The organism is Bacteroides faecis (assembly GCF_020091505.1).
GTDB lineage: Bacteria > Bacteroidota > Bacteroidia > Bacteroidales > Bacteroidaceae > Bacteroides > Bacteroides faecis.
In genome coordinates, this window is the sequence record NZ_CP081916.1 from 3,803,276 (window position 1) to 3,829,222 (window position 25,947).

Consider the following 25,947-nt stretch of genomic DNA (forward strand, 5'->3'; position numbering starts at 1 on the left):
TTAGAATCCGATATTCACACCGAACGTAAATGAACGTGTCTTGGGATATGCCCAGATATAGTTGGTCGGGTTTTCCGGATCAAAGCCTTTAGGCAGATGGCTCCAGTTGCACAGGTTGTAGCCGCTGAAGTAAAGACGGCATTTCGTCATATTGACTTTAGAAATCAATCGTGCAGGAAGCGAGTAGCCGACTTCCACATTGCGCAATGAAAGGAAGTCTCCGTTGACTACCCAGATGGTAGACTCATTGTATGGATAGTTCCGGTCGAGGTCACTGAAGGAAGTAGACAAACGCGGATATTTGGCGTTGATATTGCGTGGGTCTGTCGGATCATCGGTATAATATCCCCATGTATTGGTGATTTCGTGAGTGGAAGTACCTCCCCAGCCGAAACCATAGTCCATATTCTCGCGACAGGGAACGGTGCGGTTCAGATAAGCCGTCAGTACGGCACGTGCATCAAACCCTTTCCAGCTAAAACCTAAACGGATGGTCGGGATTAATTCCGGTATATTCGTGTATCCGGTCGGTACTTTGTCGTAGCTGTCTATTTTACGGTCGCCGTTCGTATCCTGGAATACGGCATTGCCGAGCTTGTATTTACCGGCAGCGTTCCACGGATATTTCTGAGGATTGGCAACGGCATCTTCATACGACTCCGGAATCAGGTCGGGATTACTGGCCCATTGTTTCCAGATCAGGAGCTGGCTTTGGTCGATACGGTTGCCGGTTCTTGCCTGATAAGCGTAATCGGGAGTCAGTTCATCCATTTCGGTGATCTTGTTGGTGTTGAAAGTCAGCATACCGTCGATATAGTATTCAAAATCACCGATCCGGTTGCTATGTCCTAAAGTGATCTCAAAACCTTTCGTTTCGGCCTTGCCGTAAGAGTCTTGCGGAGCGTTTACACCGAATAAGCCGGGCACGGTGGAACGGGATACCAGAATATTGGAACGCCATTCCTTGAAGAAGTCCACAGAACCGTAGATTTTCTTGTTCCATAAGTCGAAGTCAACGCCGAAGTTTGCCATATCCGAGATTTCCCATTTGATATTCTTGTTGCTGGCTGTCGATTCATATACACCTTCCGTGTAAGATTGGGAAGTACCGAAATTATATCCGCCTCCTTCGGTGAATGTACCTTGGTACGGGTAGCGGCTGACGCCTGTCACAGCTTGTCCCGCCCGTCCGTAAGAAGCACGGAGTTTCAGGAGATTCACGAACGAGTTCTTCAGCCATGATTCTTCGGAAAGTACCCATCCCACGGAACCGCCGGGGAATGTTCCGAAGCGTTCGCCGTCGGCATAATTATCACTGCCCATGCGGGAGATATTACCGGAAAGGATATACCGGTTGTTATATACATAGGTAGCCTGTGCATTATAAGAGAGGTAGCGGTTGGATGATTCCTGTCCGCGTACTACATTCTGATAAGTACGGATAAAAGCCTGGGCATTGACGGCATGTTTGCCGAATGTATGTTCGTATGCCAGTCCGCCGTTCATATTGAGATTATAGTAATAGTCACGTGGAGAAGTGGTGGCATTGGGCAATGCTTTGTACGTTCTCATGCGTTGGTATGTATATTCCGACGGGTCGTTGACATCAGCCATATAGTTATAGTAGTAGACATTGATATCGGCTTGCTGCACCTTCTGGAATGTTTCGTAAGAGTCGAAACTGAACGTCATCTTGGCTTTCAGTCCGGGAACGAGGGCATCCAGGTTTCCGGTAGCCGTTACGGTTGTATAGAGGTTACGGCGGCGGTTCTGTTCCACACCACGTCCGGCGATTTGTGCGGCACCGTTTTTACTGTCGCTGCTGGTCGGCATAAAGAATTCACCGTTCGGGCAGAATACGGGATACACCGGAAGGTTTTCGCCGGCTCCCCAGGTAAAGAGGTTCCATACGTCAATGCCCGGTTGGGAGATATTGTCGATACGTCCGCCCAAGTCCATCGATACATTCAGGAACTTGTTTACATCGATGTCGATGTTCGAACGCAGGTTATAGCGGTTCAATACTTCCTGTGTGCTGTAGCCTTCGTTCCATTCCGTCCATTTGGTGTCGAACAAACCTTCCTGACGGAGATAAGAGAAGGAGACATAGTAGCGTGCACGTGCGTTACCGCCGCTGACAGACAGGTTGGTACGGTATTGCGGAGCTGCATCCCGCAGCATGGTGTCGTGCCAATTCGTATTGAAGTATTTGTATTTGGCCATTCCTTCCAACTGCTCACCGTTGCAGACACGACGGTAGTATTCCAAGTCTTCATCGGAATATTCGGGACTTAATCCGTCCAGGTATCGTGCCTGATTACGGCTCAGCGCATAGTTATAAGAATTCTGGCTTTCGGGGATTCCGGCAATAGTCTGGAAGCCGACTTCTTGTGTGAAGTTGATTTTAGTCTTACCGGTTTCTCCACGTTTGGTCGTTACGAGTACTGCGCCGTTGGCTCCACGCATTCCATAGATAGCGGTGGCGGCAGCATCCTTCAATATCGTAATCGATTCAATAGGGTAGGCATCGAGGAATGAGAGGTCACGTTCCACATTGTCGACGATGATCAGCGGACTGCGTGCGCTGGCATTCATGGTACGGATGCCACGGATATACATAGCCGTTTCACTCCATCCCGGTTCGGATTGCGCTTCATACGTCTCTACACCGGTGACAGTGGAGGTAAACGCATTCTGCAAAACGGTTACCGGATGTTTTTCCAGTTCTTCTCCGGTGACGATGGAGGTGGACTCTGTCACAAACTTCTTGGGTTTGCGGTTGAAAGGAAGCGGAGTTGTATGAGCATATTCATCCAGGTCGGCATCCATGACAATCTTGAAATTCTCTTCGAAGTCGGCAATGGCCGTTGTCGGCAGATAACCTACGCTGCTTACATAAAGCTCGTCGGCAGGTTTTACATTCTTCAAAGTGAAGAAACCGTCCTTGTCCGAGAGTGCGATGCGGCTTGCTTCCGCTACGTTGACCACCGCACCTGCGATAGGTTCACCCTCTGCATTTACGATTCGTCCTTTCAGTACTTTAGCATCTTGCGCCCATCCGTTGCCCAGCATGAAAACTGTGGCTACGGTGAGCAGGATTCTTTTGAATCCTGTCTGTATGTTATTTAATTTCATCGGTTGCATATTCATTCAGTTAATTGTTCCAACCCGGGTTGTTTTCGATATTCGTTTTCCATACTTCTCCTTCCGGTATCGGGTAGAGATACATTTTCTCTGTAAATACCCGGTTCTGGGCAACTTTACGTGTATAGACAAACTTTCCGTTTTCCTTGGTAATCTCCATTCCGTAGATAGGACGTGCCAATGCTTTTTCCGCTACATTCCAGCGACGTACGTCCCATGCACGATGATCTTCAAAAGCGAGTTCGACGGTACGTTCCTTGCGGATGAAGTTACGGCGGTCGGCTATGGTCTGAAGATCGCTGCGGTCTGTGAGTTTGGCAGTCATCCCTACACGGTCACGGAGAGGCTGGATGGCATTCAGTACGTCCGTACGTGACCCGCCGGCTTCATTCAAGGCTTCTGCGTAGTTCAATAAGATTTCCGCATAGCGGATGATAATCCAGTTACGATAGTTGCTGCCGGTATGGTTATTGTTCAGGATCACTTCCGGAATATACTTGCGGGTATAGTATCCGGTCGGCGTTGCATTTGCATTTCCTTGCGGGTTATCCCGTTGTCCTTTGAGTACATTAATTATACCATTACCCCAATTCACACCGTTGTAGAGTACGGTAGCCGCCAGACGCGGGTCGCGGTTGCTGTAAGGATCATTGCTCTTGTATCCGCTGGTGTTGTTGATGGCGGGAGTGGCTGTTCCATTATAAACAGGGGCACCGGTTTCATCATAACTGCTGAAAGGAGACTGCCCGTTTGCCATATCGTACATATCCACTAAATTCTGTGACGGGCACAAACCTCCGTTGCCGCCTTCGCCTACCGGCGTATCGTTATAGATCGCTCCCCATCCTACAGCCACATCATTACGCCAGAAAATCGTTTCGTTATTTTTCTCGTCATGTGCGTTCTTCAGAATAGCATTGGTGTAGCAGGTCTTCGGATCGGTGTCGGTCGTGTAAAGTCCGTAGAGCGTTCCGTAATCCGTCATGAAGCTTTGCGCTGCATCGGCGGCTTGCTGCCAGCTGATACCCGATTCGCTTCTGAAACGGTCGCTTGCCATGTAAAGCATAATGCGGGAATACAGTGCACGAGCCATTGGCTGGCTGATACGTCCGGGGTTGCCCGATTCGGCAGAAGTAGCTTTATCCATCAATCCTTCTTCGCAATCTTTCAGTTCTTTCAGAATGAAGTCAACTACATATTCTTTCAGGGAAGGGCGGGTGGTATAGTTGCTCAGCAAGTCCCCGTCCGGATCGAGTACATCTGTCACCAGAGGGACGGGGCCGTAGCGGAGAAACATTTCCCAGTAGAAATAAGCGCGGAGGAAATGAGCTTCCGCCTTGTATTGTTTCACATAGGTAGCGTGTGCTTCTTCCGAGTCGTCCGTAGCTTTGGGTACGTTGTCGATATTCTTTAACAGCATATTGCATTTGCGGATACCCCGGTAATAGTGTTCCCATGTGTCGGTGAGTTCAGTGGCGGCACTGCTGGCATAATAGTTACCGATGTTGAAACTTGTACGCGTGCCGCCGCTGGCGTAGCTGGTTTCGGCTAAGTCGGTGGCTGCATCCATCCATGAGTTGTTGATGCGGCAGGCACCGTGGCGCAGGAAGTTGTAAGTATCGAAATGGAACTCGCGGGTAGTAGTCCACTGGCTGAATACCTCTTCTTCTGTCAGTTCGTTGCTGGGCTGTTTGTCCAGAAAACCACCGAATATATCTTCACAGGAAGTCAGGGCGATTCCGGCGGTTGCCAACCAAAAGGCGGTATATATGATTGTCTTTTTCATGTCTTATATCTGTTAGAATTTAATGTTTACACCAAAGTTCACCGTCTTCATAATCGGGTAACGGTTGGAACCTTCACTTTCCGGATCGCAAAGACCATCCAGTTTATCCCATGTGATGAGATTGTTTGCATTCATATAGACGCGGCATTCGTTCATGGCTACTTTTCTGATCCATCGGGCCGGAAGCGAGTAGCTTAGTTCGATATTCTTCAGACGGAGGAAGTTACCGTTTTTCAGGAAGAACGAGTTTTTACGCTGGTTATGGTCACCGTAGCTGTCATAATGGAGCAGCGGATAGCTGGCATTGGCAAGGTTGTATGCTTCCGACTGGTTGGGATTCCAGCGGTTCAGATGATGTTCTTTTACCTTACCGCCATTCACGAAAGCGTACATTGCCTCTGCATCATAATATCTGGAAACATGATCTACTCCCTGAAACATGATGCTGAATCCGATGCCTTTGTATTCGCATCCCAGAGACAAGGCGTAAGTGTTTTCGGGAACATCGCTATAGCCGATAAATGTTTCATCACGGCTGTCGATAAATCCGTCTCCGTTCATATCACGGTATTTCAGGTCGCCTGCCTGTACGTTGCCGAAAGTAGAAACCGGAAAATCGGGATTGTTCAGGTCGGCTTGGGTCACAAAACCATCGCATACCAGACCGAAGTATTGGTTGATCGGATGACCTTCCTGTTTGCGATATGCTGTCTTTGTGGCGGGTTCGTCCATGTTCCGGATTTCATTGCGGGCGTGTGAGAAAGTCAGACTTGCATTATAGGTAAAGTCCTTTCCGATATGGTTCGCATGTTTCAGTTCGATTTCGAAGCCCTTGTTGTTGGTCTCTCCCAGATTGCCGGCAGCCATATTGACGCCTACCCATTGCGGACGGGTGAGGTAAGGAGTCAGGATATCGTTTCTCTTTTCGTAGAATACGTCGATATTACCGTTCAACAGTCCGTTCCATAAACCAAATTCCAGTCCCAGGTTGTATTTGTGAGCACGCTCCCAAGTCACTGCATAGTTAGGGTACTGGCTTTCATAGATACCGGTATATCCGGTTGTTCCGAAGTGATAGTCGTTGGCTATCTGTGTCCACACTGCCTGATACAGGAAACGTTGTTTTACGCCATTCACTTTGTATACATCGTTACCTACTTCACCATAGGATGCACGGATTTTCAGATTGTTCAGCCAGTCTTCCGTTCCTTTCATGAAAGCTTCGTTGCTGATTCTCCATCCTACGGAGAAAGAAGGGAAGAAACCGAAGCGTCTGCCTCGCATGAAGTTTTCCGAACCGTTATAGCCGAAGTTGACTTCTGCCAGGTAACGGTCGTCGTAGCCGTATGTGGCACGCCCTACCAGTCCTTGGTAGCGTTCGGCAAGGTCTGCCTGATAACGGTAGTCATTCTGGTTGTACAGTGCCATGGCGGTGATATCATGTTTCCCGAATTTGCGTGCCCAGTTCAGCTGGAATTCCATATAAAGTTTATAAGTAGTAGTCTGGTTATTGCCCAGATAAGCAAGTTCCGTATCTGTATTGAACTGGGTATAAGCGTCTATTGAATTATAATTAGTACGGTCATTCAGCTCATAAGTGGCAAAGTCGGCATTGAAAGCACGCATATAGTAAGCGTCGTAGTCGAAAGATACCATTCCTTTTGCTGCCAGCCCTTTGGTGAGCCAGTCCATCTTATAATCCACAATGAAATTTGTTTCATTGATCGTATTGGTGGAGCGGTAGAAACCGGCTTTGGCTAAACGTGCTACGATATTATTCTGATATTGTGAGCTGCCGCTGTATAATGTCTTTTGGTCTTCGCCTTCACCCACGGTGTAGGATACCGGGAACAACCATCCCGGAGTATGATTCATTTCGTAAAAAGCCTGACTGTAGGATCCGTCCCTCGCTTCATTCGAGTTCGGGCCTCTGCGTTCTTCGAAACGTGTTCCGAAGTTGACTGAAAGAGTCAGGTCTTTGGTCATCAGAAAGTCGAGATTGGCACGGAAAGCGAAACGCTTGAAGCTTGAGTTCGACTTGTTTCCGTATTCGTCCTGACTGAATTCCTTGAACAATCCCTGTTGGTTGTAATATTCGGCAGAAGTAAAGTAACGCATACGTTTGGTACCGCCCTGTATGTTGACATTGTAGCGTTGTGCCGGTGCACTGTTGCGCAAAACGGTGTCATACCAGTCTACATTCGGGTAGAGGAGGGCATCGATTCCGCTAAGTTGTCCGGCTGAGGCTCTTTTATACATTTCGATATCGGATGCCGAATATTGAGAAGGTAGTCCGTCATTAGCCAGCGCTTCTTCCAATAATACAACCGAATTGTAAGAATCCAGGTAAGTATCCTGGCGGGTAGGGGACTGTATTTGCCAGTTGGCGGTCAGGCTGACAGTTGGTTTCTGTTCCTTACCACGCTTCGTTGTAATCAGCATCACACCGTTTGCACCACGTACACCATATACGGCAGTAGCGGAAGCATCTTTCAACGTAGAGATCGATTCGATATCATCCGGAGCAATCTGTGAGAACTCGCGTTCTACGCCGTCTACCAGAATCAACGGTTGGTTGTCTCCTGCGAAAGAAGCACGGCCACGGATATAAATCTTCATATCGTCAGCCCCCGGCGCACCGGAAGTCTGAGAAGTGATTACACCCGAAATCTTACCGGCAATCGCCTGTGAAATATTGGCTGCCGGAGATTTCAACAGTTCTTTGGAAGAAACCTGCGAGATGGCACCTACCACACTCTCTTTCTTCTGTGCACCGTAGCCGACTACTACGACTTCATCCAGCACTTCCGTGTCTTCCTCCATAGTGATATTCAGTTTCGTCTTGTTGGCTACAGGAATTTCCTGTGTCTTATAGCCGATATAACTGATTTGTAACACGGCTTTCGGTCCGACCGTCAGTTTGAAGTTACCGTCAAAGTCGGTAATGGTTCCGTTCGTAGTTCCTTTTTCAAGTATGCTTGCACCAATGGCGGCTTCGCCTTTGGTATCAACTACCCGTCCGGTGATCTGCTTGTTCTGCGCATACACCCATTGGCTGAATGTGGCGAGGCAGAGTATCAGTATAAAATTCTTCATGTATACTAAACTTTAAGGTTTAATTCTTTTTCTTTTTCATAATAGCCTGTATCTCATCGATTGTCAGTGCTTTGTTGTAGATAGCGATGTCGTCGAACATAAATCCGGGATCCGGATCGCCCCATGTCCATGCCTGATTTCCGCCCAATGAGATGTATTTCAAGTCTGCACCGTTGGTGAATATTCCGGAGATGGTATTGCCGTCACCGCTGCCTGATACTGTCCATGAATTAGCGACTTCTCCGTCGAGGTAGATTTTGCAGGTGGTAGTCGTGAGAACAGCCGTGTAAAGATGCCATTCATGATCCTTCAGCCAGTCTTCCTCACAAACGATTCCATCTGCTGCATATTCCGAACAATAAACGGTGTTGACACCTTTCTCGTTCTGTGCGGCGGTGAAGTCTGTCCATCCGTTACAGTTTATTTGGGCGAGTCCGCGGGATTGCAGGACAAACAATGGCCATATATTCTCTGATCCTGCTGACGGCTCATTTCCGTACGCTGTGAACAGCGGTGAATAACGGTAATCATCCGACCCTCCGGCATTCTTGGCATTCACCCATACACTGATACTCACTTCCTGAGATTCTACGGAGTGGGAAAGAGCATCCTGAGGCAACATCAGATAATTAGTGCCTTTAGAGCCGGCTACGTTCTGGAATATTTGTCCGAAACCTTTGTCTTCCACTGAAACTATTTTGCCCGAACCTACGATTTTTGCATCTCCGGCTCCTTCTTCAAAGGTATTGATGTAGACGGGAGTCGGCAGAGCCAATGTCTTGTCTTCCATAATCTGCTTGATCTGTTCCGGAGACAATTCTTTGTTATAGACTGCGAAGTCGTCAAACATGAATCCCGGATCGGGATCGCCCCAGTCGAACGCCTGATTTCCGCCTAAAGTGATGTATTTGTAGTTGGCACCATAAATGAATGCACCTTCAATTGTATTGTTATCTCCGGTACCTGCCACCTGCCATTCGTTCTTCAGTTCGCCATCCATATATACTTTGGCGGAAGTAGCGGTGAGAGTTACTGTATAGTAATGCCACCCATGATCGGCTAACCAGTCAGTGGCGTCATGATATAGAGCATTGGTACCATTTACATTCTGTGCATCATCAAAGTTGCACCATCCGGCATTATTCAGTTGTAATGTTCCTCTTACATACAATGCAAACATAGGCCAGTTGTCTGTATTGGCAGTACCTGCTATGCCCGGTGCCTGTCCGTGAGCGCTGAATAATGGTGACCACATATAAGTGGATGAGATTCCGGCATCCTTCGCATTCACCCACATACCGATAGACATTTCCTTCGTTTCGGCAGAATGTGACATAACATCTTCCGGAAGCAACAAGTAATTCTGACGCATTCCTCCGGGGATATTCTTGAATACAGTTCCGAAGGCGCTATTATCATCCGTAACAAAGCTGCCACCGCCAATAATCTGTAGTCCGGTAGTCGTTTCGAAAGTAGCTTGATAAACAGGATCCGGCACGTATACTCCGCCACCGATATTCGGTCCCTGAGCGTCGCTGTCCGAGAAGGTATTTGTCCAGATCTTCAGATCATCATAATAGGCTTCAGCAGTTTCCGTATCCGAACCATAGCCTACATATATATAGGTGGCAGATGACAATAAATCGATCATATTGGAATAATCGAAGTCACCTACGCTCACAGCCCTTGTCTTTCCGGAACTGATGCTGGCATGGTTGTTGGTGTCGTATTTCTTGGTGCCATCGATATAAATGGCGTATCCTTTCTCTGTGAAAGTCAAGGCAACATAATGCCATGTCCCGTAAGGCATTGCGTTCGTTACACTGACTTCCGGATCATTTACGTCCAGATAGCCTCCTGTGCCGGTATAGCTCAGAAAAGCATTTGCAGTGAAATACAGTTTGTTCGTTCCATCACTGAAAGAGATCAGTGCACCTGTATGGTCTGTTTTAGTCGGTTTTACGAAGAAACTGAATGAGACTCCTGTCTGGATATCTGCACCGATAAGAGGGTTGGGAATGCGGAGGTATCCGCCGTTGGCGTGCATAACTCCACTTTCTCTTTCATCATCCTGTACGATTTCCGGAATCTCTTGATCTGCACTGTATGCAAAACCTTCCCCCGATATAGGTGTTTCGCCTTCGGTGGCAGTAGAGTTGAAATCCTCGTCAAATGTAAATTCAGCTATTAATTTAGCGGAGGTATCCGGCTTTGCCGGAAGTTTTTGATTTCCTGCCGGTGGATCGGCTTCTCCCCAATCCTGACAAGAACTCATGCTGAGAACGGTAAGAATTGCCATAAGTAGTAACGGCCATTTCCTTGTCTTCATAGATATTGATATTAATGGTTCAACAATAATTCTACTCGTTGTAGTGTCGCAAAAATACAACCGATGAGTATATTAAAGGTGGACAAATGAATTTTCGAGGTGGATAAACGGTTATATAAGTGTCTTTTTTACACTTTGAGTATAATCTTGGACGGATGTCTCTTAAAATGAGCTCATTTTAAGACGAAGGGCTGCTATCATTGTTTCATAATAGCAACCCTTATATCAGTTATTCTTCGTTATTCAGCAGTGCGCTTGGTGTCACATTGAAATGTTTCGTGAAGCATCTTGTAAAATATTTGGGATCATTGAATCCTACTTCGTAGGCAACTTCCGCTATATTCATATTCTTTGTTTCCCGATTCTTCAGAATCAATTCCCGTGCGATGTTCAGTCTGTAATTCCGGATGAACTGTCCGGCGGACTGACCGATTAAGTTTTGCAGTTTTTTGTTCAGCAGGCTTTTGCTTACCCCGACGGCTTCACAAAAATCACTGACTTCGAAATACGAGTTCTTGTAGTTCTCTTTGATAACCTCCATTATCTGATTGAGGAACTTCTTATCACCGGATTCTTCTTCCATATTGAGTATGTCCACATCCATATCAAGTGTAAATTTACGCTGATATCGTTTCCGGTTCTCCAGAATATTCTGAATACGGGTCAATAATAATGTTTCATCAAAAGGTTTCAGCAGATATTCGTCCACTCCCATACGATAGCTTTCCAGTCGGGCTTCTTGTGAGGTCTTGGCGGTCAGCATCAGGAAAGGAATATGCGAAATGGCAAATGTTTCCTTTACCTTTCGGGACAGCTCGATTCCGTCCATGACAGGCATCATCAAGTCACTGATAATAAAGTCTATTGGATTACTGTTAAGTATATGTAGCGCTTCTTCGCCATTTGCAGCTTCCAGCACATGATACTGTTCACGAAGAATAGAGCGGATATATCCCCGCATATCAGCATTATCCTCCACAACCAGCATATTTAAAGCTTCTTTCTCTTTGGGAGAGCCGTAATCCTGAACAGGGATTGAGGACGAATCGTTGTGATCAATAATGATTGTCTTTTCGTCTTTTCCTTCTTCCCGTTGCAAGGGGAGGAGGATGCGGAAAGAGCATCCTGCATGACGGTTATTGAATGCTTTGATCTCTCCGCCGTGCATTTGTACAATCCGTTTGCAGAGGTATAAACCGATGCCTGTTCCTGCTTGTCCGTATACCGGATATTTCACTTGATTCTGCGACTGGTAGAAACGGTTGAAAATTCGGTTGAGGTCTTCTTCAGGGATGCCCGAACCACTGTCTTTGACACAAATATACAGAGTCTCTTTTTTACTGTCTTTGGCGAAAAGAGCAGATAGGTAGAGAGACACAGTTCCCCCGTTCGGAGTAAACTTGATAGCGTTACTCAACAGATTGGTGACCACCTTACGCATTGCTTCCTCATCGTACAAAATCTCCGGCATCTCCATCCGGTAATAGCGTTTGAGCACAATGTTCCGCTCTTGGGCGAATACTTCAAACGGAGTGATCAGTGAATCGATAAATTTCAGAAAATTTCCCCGAGTCTTCACAATCTCCAGTTTGCCGGACTCTACCTTCCGGAAATCCATCAACTGATTGACGAGAGACAATAGATATTTGGAATTGCGTTCTACGAAGTTTAATTGCTCAATGACTTGCGGATTGTAGCTTAATTTCAATGCACGTTCGATAGGACCGATAATGAGAGTAATCGGCGTGCGGAATTCGTGGGTAATATTCGTAAAGAATGAAATCTTGTCAAGCGTCAATTCCTGCACTTTGCGGGACATACGAATCAGTTGTGCCTTCTGCCTCGTGATTTTCTCATTCTGCTGAATCAGCATCTGATTTTGGCGCGACAGTTCTTCCGTTTGATTCTCTAACAGATGCTTCTGCTGTTCCAGTTCATGAGTGCGCTCTTCTACCGTGCGGTGCAGATATTCTTTCTGCCGTTTCAGATTGCGGATGCGCCATTGATAGAATTGCCATACACTGACAGACAACAATGCGATGGTGAGTAGAATGAACCATACAGTCTTATAGAAATAAGGTACAATCGTAATCTTCAGTTCCGTTATGTTTTCTCCCTCGTTCTCACCATCAGGAGTGTATCTGACCTGTAGAGTATATGAACCGGGAGGTAAATTCGTATAACTGGCGAAACGACGGTTGCCCGGAATCTGTACCCATTTATCGTCAAAGCCGACCAGACGATAACTGTATATGGCTGTATTGTTTGACTCAAAGTTGAGCGCTGCAAATTCGAGTGAGAAAGATTTTTCTTTTTCATGCAGCCTCAGTTCCGTCGTTATGGCAATGTCTTCCGACAGGTATTCGCTGCCCGGCAATATTTCTTCATTACCTATCCGCAGGCGGGTGAAACGGACTTTGGCAGCCGGAAGAGACGCCGCCGGACGATTGCTTTCGATTGCAACCAATCCGCCTACACTGCCGAAATAGAGTAAGTCATGAGAAGAACCGCATGAGGCGTTCCAATAAAACTGTGTGTCAATCAGACCATCCTGTATGGTATAGTTAATGAAGCGATTCTCTGCCTGATGATAACAGGAGAGTCCATTATTGGTGCTGATCCATAAGTTACCGTTGTTATCTTCCAGTATTCCCCGAACACTGTTGTTCGGTAGTCCTTGCGCTGTGCTATAAGAGATAAACTGTTCTTTTCCTTGAGCATCGATTTTTCGTTGATAAATGCCATATCCGTTACTGCCCAGCCATAAAGTACCGTCCTTACCTTGATAAAAGCAGGTTATTTTCTCAATCAGGCGGGAGGACGGATCGTCCAGTTTGTAGTTCAGGTGCCTGTACTGGAATTCTCCTTTAGAGGAACGGGAATGCAGATCGATGATATAAACCCCTTCCAGACAACCGACCCAAAGTTTACCCTCCTTATCAATAATGGAACCGATACAGCCATGAATATTTTCAGCAGCCTTATCCGGTAACGGAGCAGTTATTTCCTTTTTTACCGGATCATAAAAATAGAGTCCTTGATTGGCGCCTATCCATATACCTTCATTAATAGGGTCATAATTCAATACTCCGATAAAGTTAATCGGAAAGCCTCCGCCGGTCTGTGAGGAAATTACCTCCAGTATTTGTCGGGGAGCTTTCAGATCAAGCAGGTTGAGACCTCCTCCCCATGTGCCAATCCATAGGTGGTTGTCGGCATCGGAAGTCAGGGCACTGACGGAATTGTGACTCAGTCCTCCGTGTTCACGTGTATAATGGGTAAAATCTTCGCTGTTCCGTTCTTTTCTGTTCAGTCCGCCTTCCACTGTCCCTACCCATAAGGTTCCGTATGCATCTTCATAAATTGCATTGACAGGATTATAGGATAGACTTGACGGGTTTTCCTTGTCATGTCGGTAGCTCCGTATCGATAGTTGTCGTGGATTTAACAGATTGATACCTCCGGTTTCCGTACCGAACCAGATATGCTCTCCATCAGTCAATATGCAATTAATAAAGTTGCTGTTCAGCAGATTGGTACCGCCATTCGGAAGGTCACAGGCTATACGTTCAAAATTATCCGTCATCGGGTTGTAGATATTAATGCCACGTAGCGTCGCGACGATTAACTGTTTGTCGCTGGTGATAGCTAAACTTGTCAGGTAATTTTGCGATAGCGAATAGGAATTGCCGGAATCATGCTCATATCGTTTTATCACATTGCCGCTTTTATTATAACGGAATAGTCCGCGGTCACTGGAGATCCAGACTTCATTCTCTTTGCAGAGGAAATCCGAAATATAAGTTCCCGTTTCGAACTTCAGGCAGTCGGCTATGGGGATGGTTATCAGTCTCTTTTGCGGACTTAATGCCACTTTTCGTATTTCTCCATTGTTTCCCATCCATATTTTTCCATCCTCGTCAATGTCTTTCAGAGCAATGTCCGGACCATTCAGATAGACGGGACTGAGGGTAGACAGGATTTGCACTTCTCCTTTGTCATTGAATTCGATACGGTGAAGGGCATTGTCGCAATGAAGCCAGATACAGCCTTGCGTATCTTTCATGATACGGGTAGCCGGTAGTTCCAGTATCTTTGGAAGTATCCCTTTCGGGTCACGGGGGATAATCGGTTTTAAAGTGGATAAGTCAATAATATCCGTTCCCCCTTCGGAGACGATCCAAAGGCGTTGGAAGGCGTCTTCACAGACATTGCGTATAAAGTTGCTTTTTAGTTTGCATTGGTGATTATTGGGAGTGTAGTTTACAAACTCATAGCCATCATAACGGGAAAGCCCGCCTCCGGCAGTCGAAATCCACATAAATCCCCGGCTGTCTTTGTACAGATCGTCGATAAAATTATGTGGAAGCCCCTCGTTCATGGTCACATACGTAATATTATAGCGGTCGGCAAAACGTTCCTGTGCCCGAACCTGCCCGGCCAGTGAACAGATACTATATATTATTAGGTATATAAGTAGGTGTTTTTTCATATATGTACGTATTAATAAGGGCAAAGTTAGAAGAATCTCTTCAATCACAAAAATGAGAAGAACTTCTTTTCAGCAGATTATCGGATTGTCCACCAATCGTGTTCGTATGTCCACCTTCCATAGGGGAAACGGGACGTATTTTTGTAGCATAATTGATGAACGAATACACAGATATTATGAAAAACTTGTTTTTGCCAGTTCTTTTAGTAGCAGGCAGCTTCTTTGCAAGTTGCACTTCTGCCGTGTTTACTCCGACTCCTTCTGCTAATCCTTGGGATGATAATTATTTATCAGTAGCCAAAATGGAAGATTACCGTCAATGGGGAACATACAATGTACACGATCCGTCCTGCCGGAAGTTGGGCGACTATTACTATATGTATTCTACAGATGCAATTTTCGGTGAAAACCGGAAAGAGGCGAGAGAGAAAGGCGTGCCGTTGGGATTTATCCAGATGCGCCGTTCCAAGGATCTGGTACACTGGGAGTTTCTGGGATGGGCATTTCCGGAAATACCGGAAGAAGCTGTCCAATGGGTACAATCTCATGCGAATGGGCAGGGAGCAACTAATATCTGGGCACCATATATCATTCCTTATAAAGATAAATACCGCCTCTACTATTGCGTATCCGCATTCGGACGTAAGACATCCTATATCGGACTTGCCGAATCAACTTCTCCCGAAGGGCCGTGGACGCAGAAGGGCTGTATCGTTAAAACAGATGATTCTACCGCGATGAATGCCATCGATCCAAGTGTTATAGCCGACGAGAGTACCGGTAAATGGTGGATGCACTACGGCTCCTTCTTCGGTGGTCTGTATTGCGTCGAACTGAATCCGGAAACCGGATTGGTTTTAAACGAAGGCGATTGGGGCCACCTTGTAGCACGACGTGCCAACTATCGGAAGGATAATCTCGAAGCACCGGAAATTATCTATCATCCGGAGCTGAAACAATATTATCTTTTCACTTCCTATGATCCGCTGATGACGACTTATAATGTACGTGTCAGCCGTTCGGATGCCGCCGAAGGTCCGTTTACGGACTATTTCGGTAAGGCAGTGAAGGATACAACCAATAATTTTCCGATACTGACCGCACCATACCGTTTTGAGAATCATACCGGATGGGCGGGTACTGCACATTGTGCTGTCTTTTCAGATAATGAGGGAAACTATTTTATGGCGCATCAGGGACGTCTGTCACCGCAAAATCAGTTAATGGTGTTGCATATACGGCAGTTGTTCTTCACTCCCGAAGGCTGGCCAGTCGCTTCTCCCGAGAGATATGCAGGGACTGCTTCGCGTCAATTCAGCAAAGAAGATCTGGTCGGTGAATGGGAAATCATACGAGTGCAGGAACCGGCATACGAACGTCAGCTGGAAGCCGGACAGATTTTATGGGGAGAAGGAGAACTGAAAGAGAAGGAGTGGAACCTGTCCACCCGAATGACTTTGGCAAAAGACGGCACGTGCAAAGGGCAGATGACCGATAACGAATGGAATATAGTTCAAATGAATGGAAAATGGTCCTTTTTGACCGAAAAACATCTATTAATGGTAGATTTGAACTCGGAGAAGATTGAGAATCTGGTTATCTTTGCAGGACACGATTGGGAGAACGAAACCGAAACAATTCTCTTTACCGGACTCGATAGCCGGGGACGTTCTGTCTGGGGAAAAAGAATCAAATAACTATATATAATTTTATTGAAAACCATGAGAAGATACACAGAATTACTGGCTGCATTAGCCTTATCTACCGGCATGGCACTTCATGCACAAACCAATGAAATGGTGATCCAGGCTAAGAAGTTGGGTGCTGAAATCCAGCCGACAATGTACGGACTCTTTTTTGAAGACATCAATTATGCTGCCGATGGCGGACTTTATGCCGAACTGGTAAAGAACCGTTCATTCGAATTTCCCCAGCGTCTGATGGGATGGAAGACTTATGGAAAGGTGACTTTGCAGGATGACGGTCCTTTTGAACGCAATCCGCATTATGTGCGTCTTGATAATCCGGGACATGCCCACAAGCATACCGGACTGGATAATGAAGGCTTCTTCGGCATCGGGGTTAAGCAAGGTGAAGAATACCGCTTCTCCGTATGGGCACGTCTGCCGCACGGAGGTACAGGTGAAAAGATACGTGTGGAACTTGTAGATACCAAGTCTATGGGCGAACATCAGGCTTTTGCCTCTCAGACACTGACCATTGATTCCAAAGACTGGAAGAAATATCAGGTAATCTTAAAAGCGGGTGTTACCAATCCCAAAGCAACGCTTCGTATTTTCCTTGCTTCCCAGGGTACGGTAGACTTGGAGCATATTTCTCTTTTCCCTGTCGATACTTGGAAGGGGCATGAGAACGGTCTTCGCAAAGACCTTGCGCAGGCTTTGGCGGATATTCATCCGGGAGTTTTCCGTTTTCCCGGTGGTTGCATCGTTGAAGGTACGGATCTCGAAACCCGTTATGACTGGAAGAAATCCGTGGGCCCGGTAGAAAACCGTCCATTGAACGAAAATCGCTGGCAATATACTTTTACCCATCGTTTCTATCCGGATTATTATCAAAGCTACGGACTGGGATTCTATGAGTATTTCCTTCTTTCTGAAGAAATGGGAGCGGCACCGCTTCCGATCCTGAACTGCGGGCTTGCCTGTCAGTATCAGAACAATGAAGAAAAAGCTCACGTAGCAGTTTGCGATCTGGACAGCTATATTCAGGATGCACTTGATCTGATCGAATTTGCCAACGGAGACGTGAACACGACTTGGGGGAAAGTACGTGCCGATATGGGACATCCGGCACCTTTCAATCTGAAATATCTGGGCATCGGTAACGAACAGTGGGGAAAAGAGTATCCCGAACGTCTCGAACCGTTTATCAAGGCTCTTCGCAAGGCACATCCGGAAATTATGATTGTAGGTAGTTCCGGTCCGAACTCCGAAGGAAAAGAATTCGATTACCTGTGGCCTGAAATGAAGCGTCTGAAAGCAGATCTGGTAGACGAACATTTCTACCGTCCCGAAAGCTGGTTCCTCAGTCAGGGAGCACGCTATGATAACTATGACCGCAAAGGACCGAAAGTATTTGCCGGCGAATATGCTTGCCACGGAAAAGGAAAGAAATGGAACCACTTCCATGCTGCCTTGCTCGAAGCAGCCTTCATGACCGGATTGGAACGCAATGCCGATATCGTACATATGGCTACTTATGCGCCGCTTTTCGCTCATGTAGAGGGATGGCAATGGCGTCCGGACATGATCTGGTTTGATAATCTCAACTCGGTGCGTACCGTAAGTTACTATGTGCAGCAGCTGTACGCACAGAACAAAGGAACGAATGTACTGCCTCTCACTATGAACAAGAAACCGGTAACGGGGGCGGAAGGACAAAACGGACTTTTTGCCAGTGCAGTTTATGATAAGGATAAGAACGAACTGATTGTCAAAGTAGCTAATACTTCCGATAAGACACAGCCTGTATCCTTGACTTTCGAAGGTCTGAAAAAGCAGGATGTATTGTCCGAAGGACGTTGCATCACTCTTAGCTCACTCGATCAGGACAAAGATAATACGCTTGAACAACCGTTTGCCATCACTCCGCAGGAGACACCGGTAACGATCAATGGTCATGCGTTAACCACCGAACTCGGACCGAACACATTTGCAGTTTATAAATTCACGAAGAAATAAAATGAATAGCGTTAAACTAGTTATGATTTCATGCGCATTGGCAGCCTTTTCCGGGCTGTCTGCGCAGAATGACACTACTTTTGTAGCCAATGGCAATCCCATCATAAAATATAAATATACAGCCGATCCGGGTGCTATGGTGCATGACGGTAAGGTGTACATTTATGCCGGACATGACGAATGTCCTCCTCCCAGAGAACATTACCAGTTGAATGAATGGTGTGTATTCTCGTCTCCCGATATGAAGACATGGACGGAGCATCCAGTTCCTTTGAAAGCCAAAGATTTCAGTTGGGCAAAAGGGGAAGCATGGGCTAGTCAGGTGATAGAACGTGACGGAAAGTTCTATTGGTATGTGACAGTGGAACATGGCACTATTCACGGAAAATCCATAGGCGTAGCCGTATCTGATTCGCCTGTCGGTCCTTTTGTGGATGCCCGTGGTTCCGCACTGATCACCAATGATATGACGACCGAATTTACCAAGATCTCCTGGGAAGATATCGACCCGACTGTTTTTATTGACGACGACGGACAGGCATATCTTTATTGGGGGAATACCCAATGCTACTATGTCAAACTGAAAAAGAATATGATTGAGCTGGATGGTCCTATCGTACCGGTTCATCTGCCCCGATATACGGAAGCTCCGTGGATACATAAGCGTGGAGAGTGGTACTACCTTTCATATGCTTCTGAATTTCCGGAAAAGATATGTTACGCCATGAGCCGTAGCATTACCGGACCTTGGGAATACAAAGGCATCCTTAATGAGATAGCCGGCAATTCCAATACCAATCATCAGGCTATTATCGAGTTCAAGGGCGACTGGTATTTCATTTATCATAATGGAAGCATCAATACAGCCGGAGGCAGTTTCCGTCGTTCTGTCTGCATCGACCGCTTGTATTATAACGAGGATGGTACCATGAAACGCATTCAGATGACAACGGAAGGCGTACAATAAACAGTAAATTATAGGGTTAGGTTAGATAATAGGTTTTAGCTTTTTTGTTAATTGAAAAGTAAGGGCGTCCTTCCATTCCGGAAAGACGCCCTTCTTATTTATTCTGATGAATAATAGCTTATTCTACTCTGCGAGAACCGTCACCGATTACCACATCGTATACTTTCGGACTTCTGCCGAATTTAGCTTTGAAAGCTTCTTTTGTCTTTTCAACGAAGTTGTCATACAGTTCGTTCTTGACAAGGTTGATAGTACAACCACCGAAGCCGCCACCCATTACGCGTGAACCGGTTACACCATATTCTTTAGCGCAATCGTTCAGGAAGTCAAGTTCTTCGCAGCTCACTTCGTACAATTTACTCATACCGTGGTGAGTTTCGTACATCTTCTGACCTACTGTTTCGTAATCGTCTTTTTCCAGCGCGTCGCAAACGTCAAGTACGCGTTGGATTTCTTCGATTACATATTCGGCACGCATATAATCTTCAGCACTGATGTCAGCCTTAGCTTCTTCCAGCATATCCATTGTACAGTCACGCAGGAATTCTACGTGCGGATGTTTTTTCTGGATAGCAGCAACAGCAGCTTCGCAGCTCTGACGACGCTTGTTGTAAGCAGAAGAAGCCAGTTCGTGTTTCACTACTGAATCCATCAATACCAGGCGATAACCTTCCGGATGGAATGGGAAATACTGGTATTCCAGTGAACGGCAGTCCAGACGGATCAAGCTGCCTGCTTTACCGAATACAGAAGCGAACTGGTCCATGATACCGCAGTTTACACCGCAATAGTTGTGTTCAGTAGCCTGACCCACTTTAGCCAATTCAAATTTATCGATCTTACCTTCACCGAACAGTTCGTTCAGAGCGAAAGCATATGTACTTTCCAAAGCAGCTGAAGAAGACATACCGGCACCCAGAGGCACATCGCCGGAGAAAGCAGTATTGAATCCTTTCACGTCTACGCCACGTTTGATCATTTCACGGCATACACCGAAAATGTATCTTGCCCAGCTTGCGCGGGGAGCATCCTCTTCGTTCAGGCCAAATTCTACATAATCTTTCAGGTCGATAGAATAAGCTCTTACTTTGTCAGTGCCGTTCGGTTTGATTTCAGCAAGCATACCTTTGTCCACAGCTCCGGGGAATACGAATCCACCGTTGTAGTCAGTATGTTCGCCAATCAGGTTGATGCGACCCGGAGAGGCATATATAAATCCTGTAGTTCCATCAAAATGCTTAATGAAGCGACTTCTTACGTGTTCTATATCCATGATAAATCAATTTTATAAGGTGAATAAATTAAATTCAGAGTTTTATTCTACTGGAATATCTTTATTTACATTTTTGCAACCTACCAGACCGTAGTACAGCAAGTATGCCAGAGCAATGATGATTACCCAGTAACTTGGCATGAAACCGGCAACGTCAGCTACCCATCCCTGGATAACAGGCAGGATACCTCCACCACATACCAGTACCATAAACAGACCGGAAGCAGCAGCAAGATATTTACCCAATCCTTCTACAGCAAGGTTGAAGATACCACCCCACATGATAGAAGTACAGAAACCGACTAATACTAAGTACATAGCGTTGATGGGCACTTCTGCAAAACCGAATGACAAACCGCCGGTTGCACTTTGTTGAAGTACAGGCAGATTAACCAATGTTCCTGTAGAAGAGAAGATGGCAAGGAATACTAAAATCAATCCCAGTCCAGATGTAAATGTAAGCATCGCTTTACTGGAAACTTTTGCACCGAGTGAAGCACCGGCCAGACGACCGATCAACATCAGGAACCAATAAGTTCCTACTACGAAACCGGAGATAGTAGAAGCGATACCGGCACCGCCTTTTTCTACAGGGTCAGTAAGGAACAGGTTCAGAGTACCCGGTACACCTACTTCAATACCTACATATACAAAGATAGCGATAGCACCTAATACAAAGTGACGGAACTTCAAAGCACCTTTCATCAGTGTGCTGATCGGTTCAGTTGTAGTAGCAGCGTTTGGTTCCGGAATACGTACAAACAAAAGTACGAAGAAAGCGAAAGCGAACACAGCCATTGCAGTGTACATTACAGGGAAAATCTGAGAAATAGTAGCTTTTTCGATAGATCCGGCGATCAAGATACCAACGAACATCGGAGTAATGGTAGCCATTACTGAGTTGAAAGAGCCGCCCACCTGGATAAGCTGGTTACCTTTGTTACCTTCGCCACCCAGTTTGTTCAACATCGGGTTTACTACAGTGTTAAGCAAACACATAGAGAAACCTGCTACGAATGCACCAATCAAATAAACGGCAAAAGCCATTTCCGGGCTTGAATGACCGGACAGGAATTGGATACCTACGCCGATAAAACCGATAGCTACTGCAATGAGGGCTGTTTTCTTATATCCTACACGTTGCAACAAGATACCGCTCGGGATACCCATTACTGCGTAAGCTATAAAGTTACCGAAGTTTCCCAGCATACCCAAGGCATTGGATACGTCGAATTGATTCTTCAGCACAATACCCATAGGAGCTGCGAGGTTAGTAACGAATGAAATCATACCGAAAAGGAAAATCATCGTGATAATGGCAATGATTTTTCCATTCTTTTTTTCTTGTGTCATGGTTCTATTAAAAATGTTAGTTTATAAAATTAGGTTAGTTATTTTTTCATCTTTTATTTTTCCACACCGAATTTGTAGATAGTCACCTGCTGGTATTCGTCACCCGGCAATAAAGTAGCCGAGGGGAAATGCGGTTTGTTCGGAGTGTCGGGGAAACATTGTGCTTCGAAGCAGATAGCGCTTCTTGCAGGGAATGTTGCTCCGTGAGCACCTTCGAATCCGTTCAGCCAGTTACCGGTGTAAAGCTGTACGCCGGCTTCGGTAGTATATACTTCCATGGTACGACCGCTATTCGGCTCGAAACAAGTAGCAGCCAGATCCAGTGAACCTGTTTCGATTTTGTTCAGTACATAGCAGTGGTCATATCCGGCACCGTAAATCAGTTGTTGGAATTTATCGTTGATGCGTTCACCTACGGCATGCGGAGTGGTGAAGTCCATCGGAGTACCTTCTACTTTGGCAATTTCTCCAGTCGGGATGGAAACCTCATCAATAGGCGTATAGAAATTAGCGTTGATAGTAACAATGTTGTTTTCGATAGTAGGAGTAGGATTGCTGATACCAGCCAAATTGAAGAAACCGTGATTAGTCAGGTTGACTACAGTAGCTTTGTCCGTTGTGGCACGATATTCGATAACCAATGCATTTTCTTCTTCTTCCAGGCGATAAACCATTTCAACCTCCAGGTTGCCCGGGAAACCTTCTTCGCCGTCGGCTGAGATATAATTGAATTGGATTATATTTTCAGCCAGTTGATCGGCATCCCAGACGCGGGCGTGAAAACCGGTGGGTCCTCCGTGCAGGGAGTTGGGTCCGTTATTGATAGTGAGCTCATGCTCTTCTCCATACAAAGTGAATTTTCCTTTGGCGATACGGTTGCCGTAGCGTCCGATAGTAGTGCTGAGGAATGGTTCCGGGCTGTTGACAACGTGGTCTATGCTGTCGTGTCCGAGGACAACGTTTGCATATTTTCCATTTTTATCCGGTACCATGATAGCGAGAATGGCGCATCCGTAGTTAGTTACGGCGACTTCCATTCCCTTTTTGTTTTTGAGGATAAATAAATCAGTTTCTTTATCATTTATCTCCTTTTGGAAATCTTTCCGGCTGAGCCCTGATAGATTCCCTTCTGTTGGGAATGTGTTATTCATGTCTGGTATTCTTAAAATTTTCTTGCAAATAAAGGTAAATTCTTTGTTACTCACAAATTATTCCGGCTAAATATAGTGGGTAGTTTAGGAAAGTTTAGCGTTCTCACTTAGGTTTCTGTATTTTTCATCCTTCTTTTCTTTTAAAGTGAACATTTTTTCGTATGTTTGTTCCCGGATTATAATAATCCGGGAGAATTTAATCTAAGTTTATTAACAAGAAAAACAAAAATGTATCCATTAAAATTCGAACCTATTCTGAAGCAGACGCTTTGGGGGGGCGACAAAATTATTCCGTTCAAGCATTTGAACTCAGACTTGAAAGGAGTAGGAGAAAGCTGGGAGATTTCCGGCGTAGAGGACAATGAATCTGTTGTGGCTAATGGCCCGGACAAAGGTTTAACCTTGGCTGATATGGTGAGAAAATATCGCGAGGAACTGGTTGGCGAAGCGAATTATGCTCGTTTTGGTAACAAATTCCCGTTGCTTATTAAATTCATCGATGCGAAGCAGGATCTGTCTATCCAGGTGCATCCGGCGGATGATCTGGCAAAGAAGAGACACAACTCAATGGGTAAAACGGAAATGTGGTATGTAGTGGATGCTGATAAAGGAGCGAAGCTGCGTTCTGGCTTTTCCGAGCAAATCACCCCGAAAGAATATAAAGAGCGTGTGTTGAACAATACGATCACCGATGTGTTGCAGGAGTATGAGATTAAGCCGGGAGATGTATTCTTCCTTCCTGCCGGACGTGTTCACAGTATTGGTGCCGGTGCGTTTATTGCCGAAATTCAGCAGACTTCGGACATCACTTACCGTATCTATGACTTCAACCGTAAGGATGCAAACGGAAAGACTCGTGAATTGCATACCGACCTGGCGCGTGAGGCCATCAATTACGAGGTGCTGGATGATTACCGTACCAAATACGAGGCAGTGAAAGATGAGCCGGTGGAACTTGTGGCTTGTCCGTACTTCACTACTTCCGTGTATGATATGACCGAAGAAATCAGCTGTGATTATTCAGAACTCGATTCATTCGTGATCTTCATTTGTATGGAAGGTGCATGCAGGATAAAAGACAATGAAGGTAATGAACTGAAAGTAGGTGCCGGAGAATCTATTCTGCTTCCTGCTACCACACAGGATGTAACAATTACTCCGGAAGCTGGAAACGTAAAATTGCTGGAAACATACGTATAAATAATAGACAATATTATTGATAAAAGTATAGACCGGGCAGGCGAGAAAAACTTTCTCGCCTGCTTTGCGTTATAGAAAGAAAGGTGTGCTGAAGAAGCCATCAAACAGATTAATGAAAAGCATTATGCACTTCCTTAGTTTGCTATTTTATGGTATTAGCCGGATTTTACCTCCACTTTATTTTTGATATTTTTTGGAAAGGTTTAAAAATCTGTTGTTAAATCGCTTTTTTCGTCTTATACTTGTATAAAATTACTAGTGATTATATAAGATGAATAAAAATGGATTTAGCCGTTGTGCAGAGTTGTATATCGGTCGTTTACGAAAAGAAGGGCGCTATTCTACTGCCCATGTTTACAAGAATGCCCTTTTCTCTTTTACCAAGTTTTGTGACACAAAAAGTATAGCTTTCAGATACATCACCCGCGAGCGTTTGCGGCGTTATGGGGAGTATCTTTATGAAGCCGGTTTAAAGCCCAACACCGTTTCTACCTATATGCGTATGCTTCGGAGCATTTACAATCGGGGGGTGGAAGCCGGTAGTGCTCCATATGTGCACCGTTTGTTTCATGAGGTGTATACGGGTGTGGATGTTCGTCAGAAGAAGGCATTGCCTGTAGGTGAGCTTCGCAGACTTCTCTATGAAGATCCCAAGTCAGATTATCTGCGGAATACGCAAATGATTGCTGCTTTGATGTTTCAGTTTTGCGGAATGTCTTTTGCCGATCTGGCTCATCTGGAGAAATCATCTTTAGAACAGAATGTCATTCGATACAATCGCGTCAAGACCAAAACGCCTATAAGCGTAGAAATCCTGGATACAGCTAAAGATATGATTAATCAGCTTCGCAATCGTCAGCCTCCTCATCCGAATTGTCCCGACTACCTATTTAATATCCTCTCGGGAGATAAGAAGCGTAAAGATGAGAGTGGCTACCGCGAATATCAGTCTGCTCTCCGTCGATTTAATAATCGGCTGAAAGGGCTTGCGAAGGCCTTGCGCCTTACTTCTCCCGTGACTTCTTATACGCTTCGTCATTCTTGGGCTACTACGGCAAAATATCGGGGAGTTTCCATTGAAATGATTAGCGAGTTGTTGGGGCATAAATCAATAAAGACGACACAAATCTACTTGAAGGGTTTTGAACTGCGGGAGCGCACGGAAGTAAATCGAATGAATTTATATTACGTGAGGAGTGCTCCGAATTCTCGGGTGTAAATATTCAAAATTTTAATAATCAACACTAAAGTATGTATGTTACTTCTTAGGTAACGGAATTGATTTTGACGCAAAGATAGACAAAAACATAAATAGAGAACAAATAAAACCACATTTTTTTTAGTTTTATCCGAAATATAAAGCAAAAATATATTGTGACATGAAAAATGCTTATTTTTATGTCCAGCCACTTATATACCTAATTTCCACTGGAATATACCCCTTCTCTTAGG

13 protein-coding genes are annotated in these 25,947 nt (G+C 45.5%); 5 read left to right on the plus strand and 8 right to left on the minus strand.

The window, feature by feature from the left end; translation table 11 throughout:
- The 5 genes from K6V30_RS14760 to K6V30_RS14780 form a co-directional block, all read right to left on the minus strand.
- A complete protein-coding gene (locus tag K6V30_RS14760; protein ID WP_055270267.1) occupies window positions 1-3,150 on the minus strand; it encodes a SusC/RagA family TonB-linked outer membrane protein in 3,150 nt (1,049 codons plus the stop codon).
- A gap of 4 nt (window positions 3,151-3,154) precedes the next feature.
- Entirely contained in the window at window positions 3,155-4,930 is a 1,776-nt protein-coding gene (locus K6V30_RS14765) for a RagB/SusD family nutrient uptake outer membrane protein (RefSeq protein WP_055270269.1), read from the minus strand.
- A 12-nt stretch (window positions 4,931-4,942) separates the two neighbouring features.
- Complete coding sequence (locus tag K6V30_RS14770; protein WP_070612415.1) at window positions 4,943-8,026, minus strand: SusC/RagA family TonB-linked outer membrane protein; 3,084 nt, start codon at window positions 8,024-8,026, stop codon at window positions 4,943-4,945.
- A gap of 19 nt (window positions 8,027-8,045) precedes the next feature.
- Window positions 8,046-10,355 (minus strand): LamG-like jellyroll fold domain-containing protein, encoded by a 2,310-nt coding sequence (locus K6V30_RS14775; protein ID WP_224207156.1) that lies wholly within the window; start codon window positions 10,353-10,355, stop codon window positions 8,046-8,048.
- A 229-nt stretch (window positions 10,356-10,584) separates the two neighbouring features.
- The gene (locus tag K6V30_RS14780) at window positions 10,585-14,847 is read right to left on the minus strand and encodes a hybrid sensor histidine kinase/response regulator transcription factor (RefSeq protein WP_055270272.1); all 4,263 of its coding nucleotides are present in this window, start codon (window positions 14,845-14,847) and stop codon (window positions 10,585-10,587) included.
- A 155-nt stretch (window positions 14,848-15,002) separates the two neighbouring features.
- On the opposite strand from K6V30_RS14780, the gene K6V30_RS14785 reads away from it, so the two are divergent.
- Genes K6V30_RS14785 through K6V30_RS14795 form a run of 3 tightly spaced genes read left to right on the plus strand, consistent with a single transcriptional unit; the run spans window position 15,003 to window position 19,518 of the window.
- Window positions 15,003-16,544, plus strand: a complete 1,542-nt coding sequence (locus K6V30_RS14785; protein WP_010537659.1) for an arabinan endo-1,5-alpha-L-arabinosidase — start codon at window positions 15,003-15,005, stop codon at window positions 16,542-16,544.
- Between the two features lie 24 nt (window positions 16,545-16,568).
- Window positions 16,569-18,551, plus strand: coding sequence for an alpha-L-arabinofuranosidase C-terminal domain-containing protein (locus tag K6V30_RS14790; RefSeq protein WP_055270274.1), 1,983 nt, complete (start codon window positions 16,569-16,571; stop codon window positions 18,549-18,551).
- A gap of 22 nt (window positions 18,552-18,573) precedes the next feature.
- Window positions 18,574-19,518, plus strand: coding sequence for a glycoside hydrolase family 43 protein (locus K6V30_RS14795; RefSeq protein WP_010537661.1), 945 nt, complete (start codon window positions 18,574-18,576; stop codon window positions 19,516-19,518).
- Window positions 19,519-19,636: 118 nt separating this feature from the next.
- Here K6V30_RS14795 and galK read toward each other — a convergent pair whose 3' ends face one another.
- From galK to K6V30_RS14810, 3 genes are read right to left on the minus strand one after another with little or no spacing between them, the layout of a single operon-like run.
- Window positions 19,637-20,791 (minus strand): galactokinase, encoded by a 1,155-nt coding sequence (gene galK / locus K6V30_RS14800; RefSeq protein WP_008760656.1) that lies wholly within the window; start codon window positions 20,789-20,791, stop codon window positions 19,637-19,639.
- A 42-nt stretch (window positions 20,792-20,833) separates the two neighbouring features.
- Window positions 20,834-22,144: a sugar MFS transporter gene (locus K6V30_RS14805; protein WP_010537662.1), complete on the minus strand. Its 1,311-nt coding sequence runs from the start codon at window positions 22,142-22,144 to the stop codon at window positions 20,834-20,836.
- Between the two features lie 53 nt (window positions 22,145-22,197).
- The gene (locus K6V30_RS14810; RefSeq protein ID WP_010537663.1) at window positions 22,198-23,295 is read right to left on the minus strand and encodes an aldose epimerase family protein; all 1,098 of its coding nucleotides are present in this window, start codon (window positions 23,293-23,295) and stop codon (window positions 22,198-22,200) included.
- A 228-nt stretch (window positions 23,296-23,523) separates the two neighbouring features.
- On the opposite strand from K6V30_RS14810, the gene K6V30_RS14815 reads away from it, so the two are divergent.
- Both K6V30_RS14815 and K6V30_RS14820 read left to right on the plus strand, forming a co-directional pair.
- Entirely contained in the window at window positions 23,524-24,495 is a 972-nt protein-coding gene (locus K6V30_RS14815; protein WP_010537664.1) for a type I phosphomannose isomerase catalytic subunit, read from the plus strand.
- A gap of 271 nt (window positions 24,496-24,766) precedes the next feature.
- On the plus strand, window positions 24,767-25,714 hold the full coding sequence (locus tag K6V30_RS14820) for a tyrosine-type DNA invertase cluster 3b (RefSeq protein WP_055270276.1): 948 nt from the start codon (window positions 24,767-24,769) through the stop codon (window positions 25,712-25,714).
- The last annotated feature ends 233 nt before the right edge of the window (window positions 25,715-25,947 follow it).

Coding starts and splice junctions, on each gene's coding strand:
- K6V30_RS14820 (WP_055270276.1), top strand. CDS start 24,767: ATGAATAAAAATGGATTTAGCCGTTGTGCAGAGTTGTATATCGGTCGT.
- K6V30_RS14765 (WP_055270269.1), bottom strand. CDS start 4,930: ATGAAAAAGACAATCATATATACCGCCTTTTGGTTGGCAACCGCCGGA.
- K6V30_RS14805 (WP_010537662.1), bottom strand. CDS start 22,144: ATGACACAAGAAAAAAAGAATGGAAAAATCATTGCCATTATCACGATG.
- galK (WP_008760656.1), bottom strand. CDS start 20,791: ATGGATATAGAACACGTAAGAAGTCGCTTCATTAAGCATTTTGATGGA.
- K6V30_RS14775 (WP_224207156.1), bottom strand. CDS start 10,355: ATGAAGACAAGGAAATGGCCGTTACTACTTATGGCAATTCTTACCGTT.
- K6V30_RS14795 (WP_010537661.1), top strand. CDS start 18,574: ATGATTTCATGCGCATTGGCAGCCTTTTCCGGGCTGTCTGCGCAGAAT.
- K6V30_RS14790 (WP_055270274.1), top strand. CDS start 16,569: ATGAGAAGATACACAGAATTACTGGCTGCATTAGCCTTATCTACCGGC.
- K6V30_RS14785 (WP_010537659.1), top strand. CDS start 15,003: ATGAACGAATACACAGATATTATGAAAAACTTGTTTTTGCCAGTTCTT.
- K6V30_RS14815 (WP_010537664.1), top strand. CDS start 23,524: ATGTATCCATTAAAATTCGAACCTATTCTGAAGCAGACGCTTTGGGGG.
- K6V30_RS14760 (WP_055270267.1), bottom strand. CDS start 3,150: ATGAATATGCAACCGATGAAATTAAATAACATACAGACAGGATTCAAA.
- K6V30_RS14810 (WP_010537663.1), bottom strand. CDS start 23,295: ATGAATAACACATTCCCAACAGAAGGGAATCTATCAGGGCTCAGCCGG.
- K6V30_RS14770 (WP_070612415.1), bottom strand. CDS start 8,026: ATGAAGAATTTTATACTGATACTCTGCCTCGCCACATTCAGCCAATGG.
- K6V30_RS14780 (WP_055270272.1), bottom strand. CDS start 14,847: ATGAAAAAACACCTACTTATATACCTAATAATATATAGTATCTGTTCA.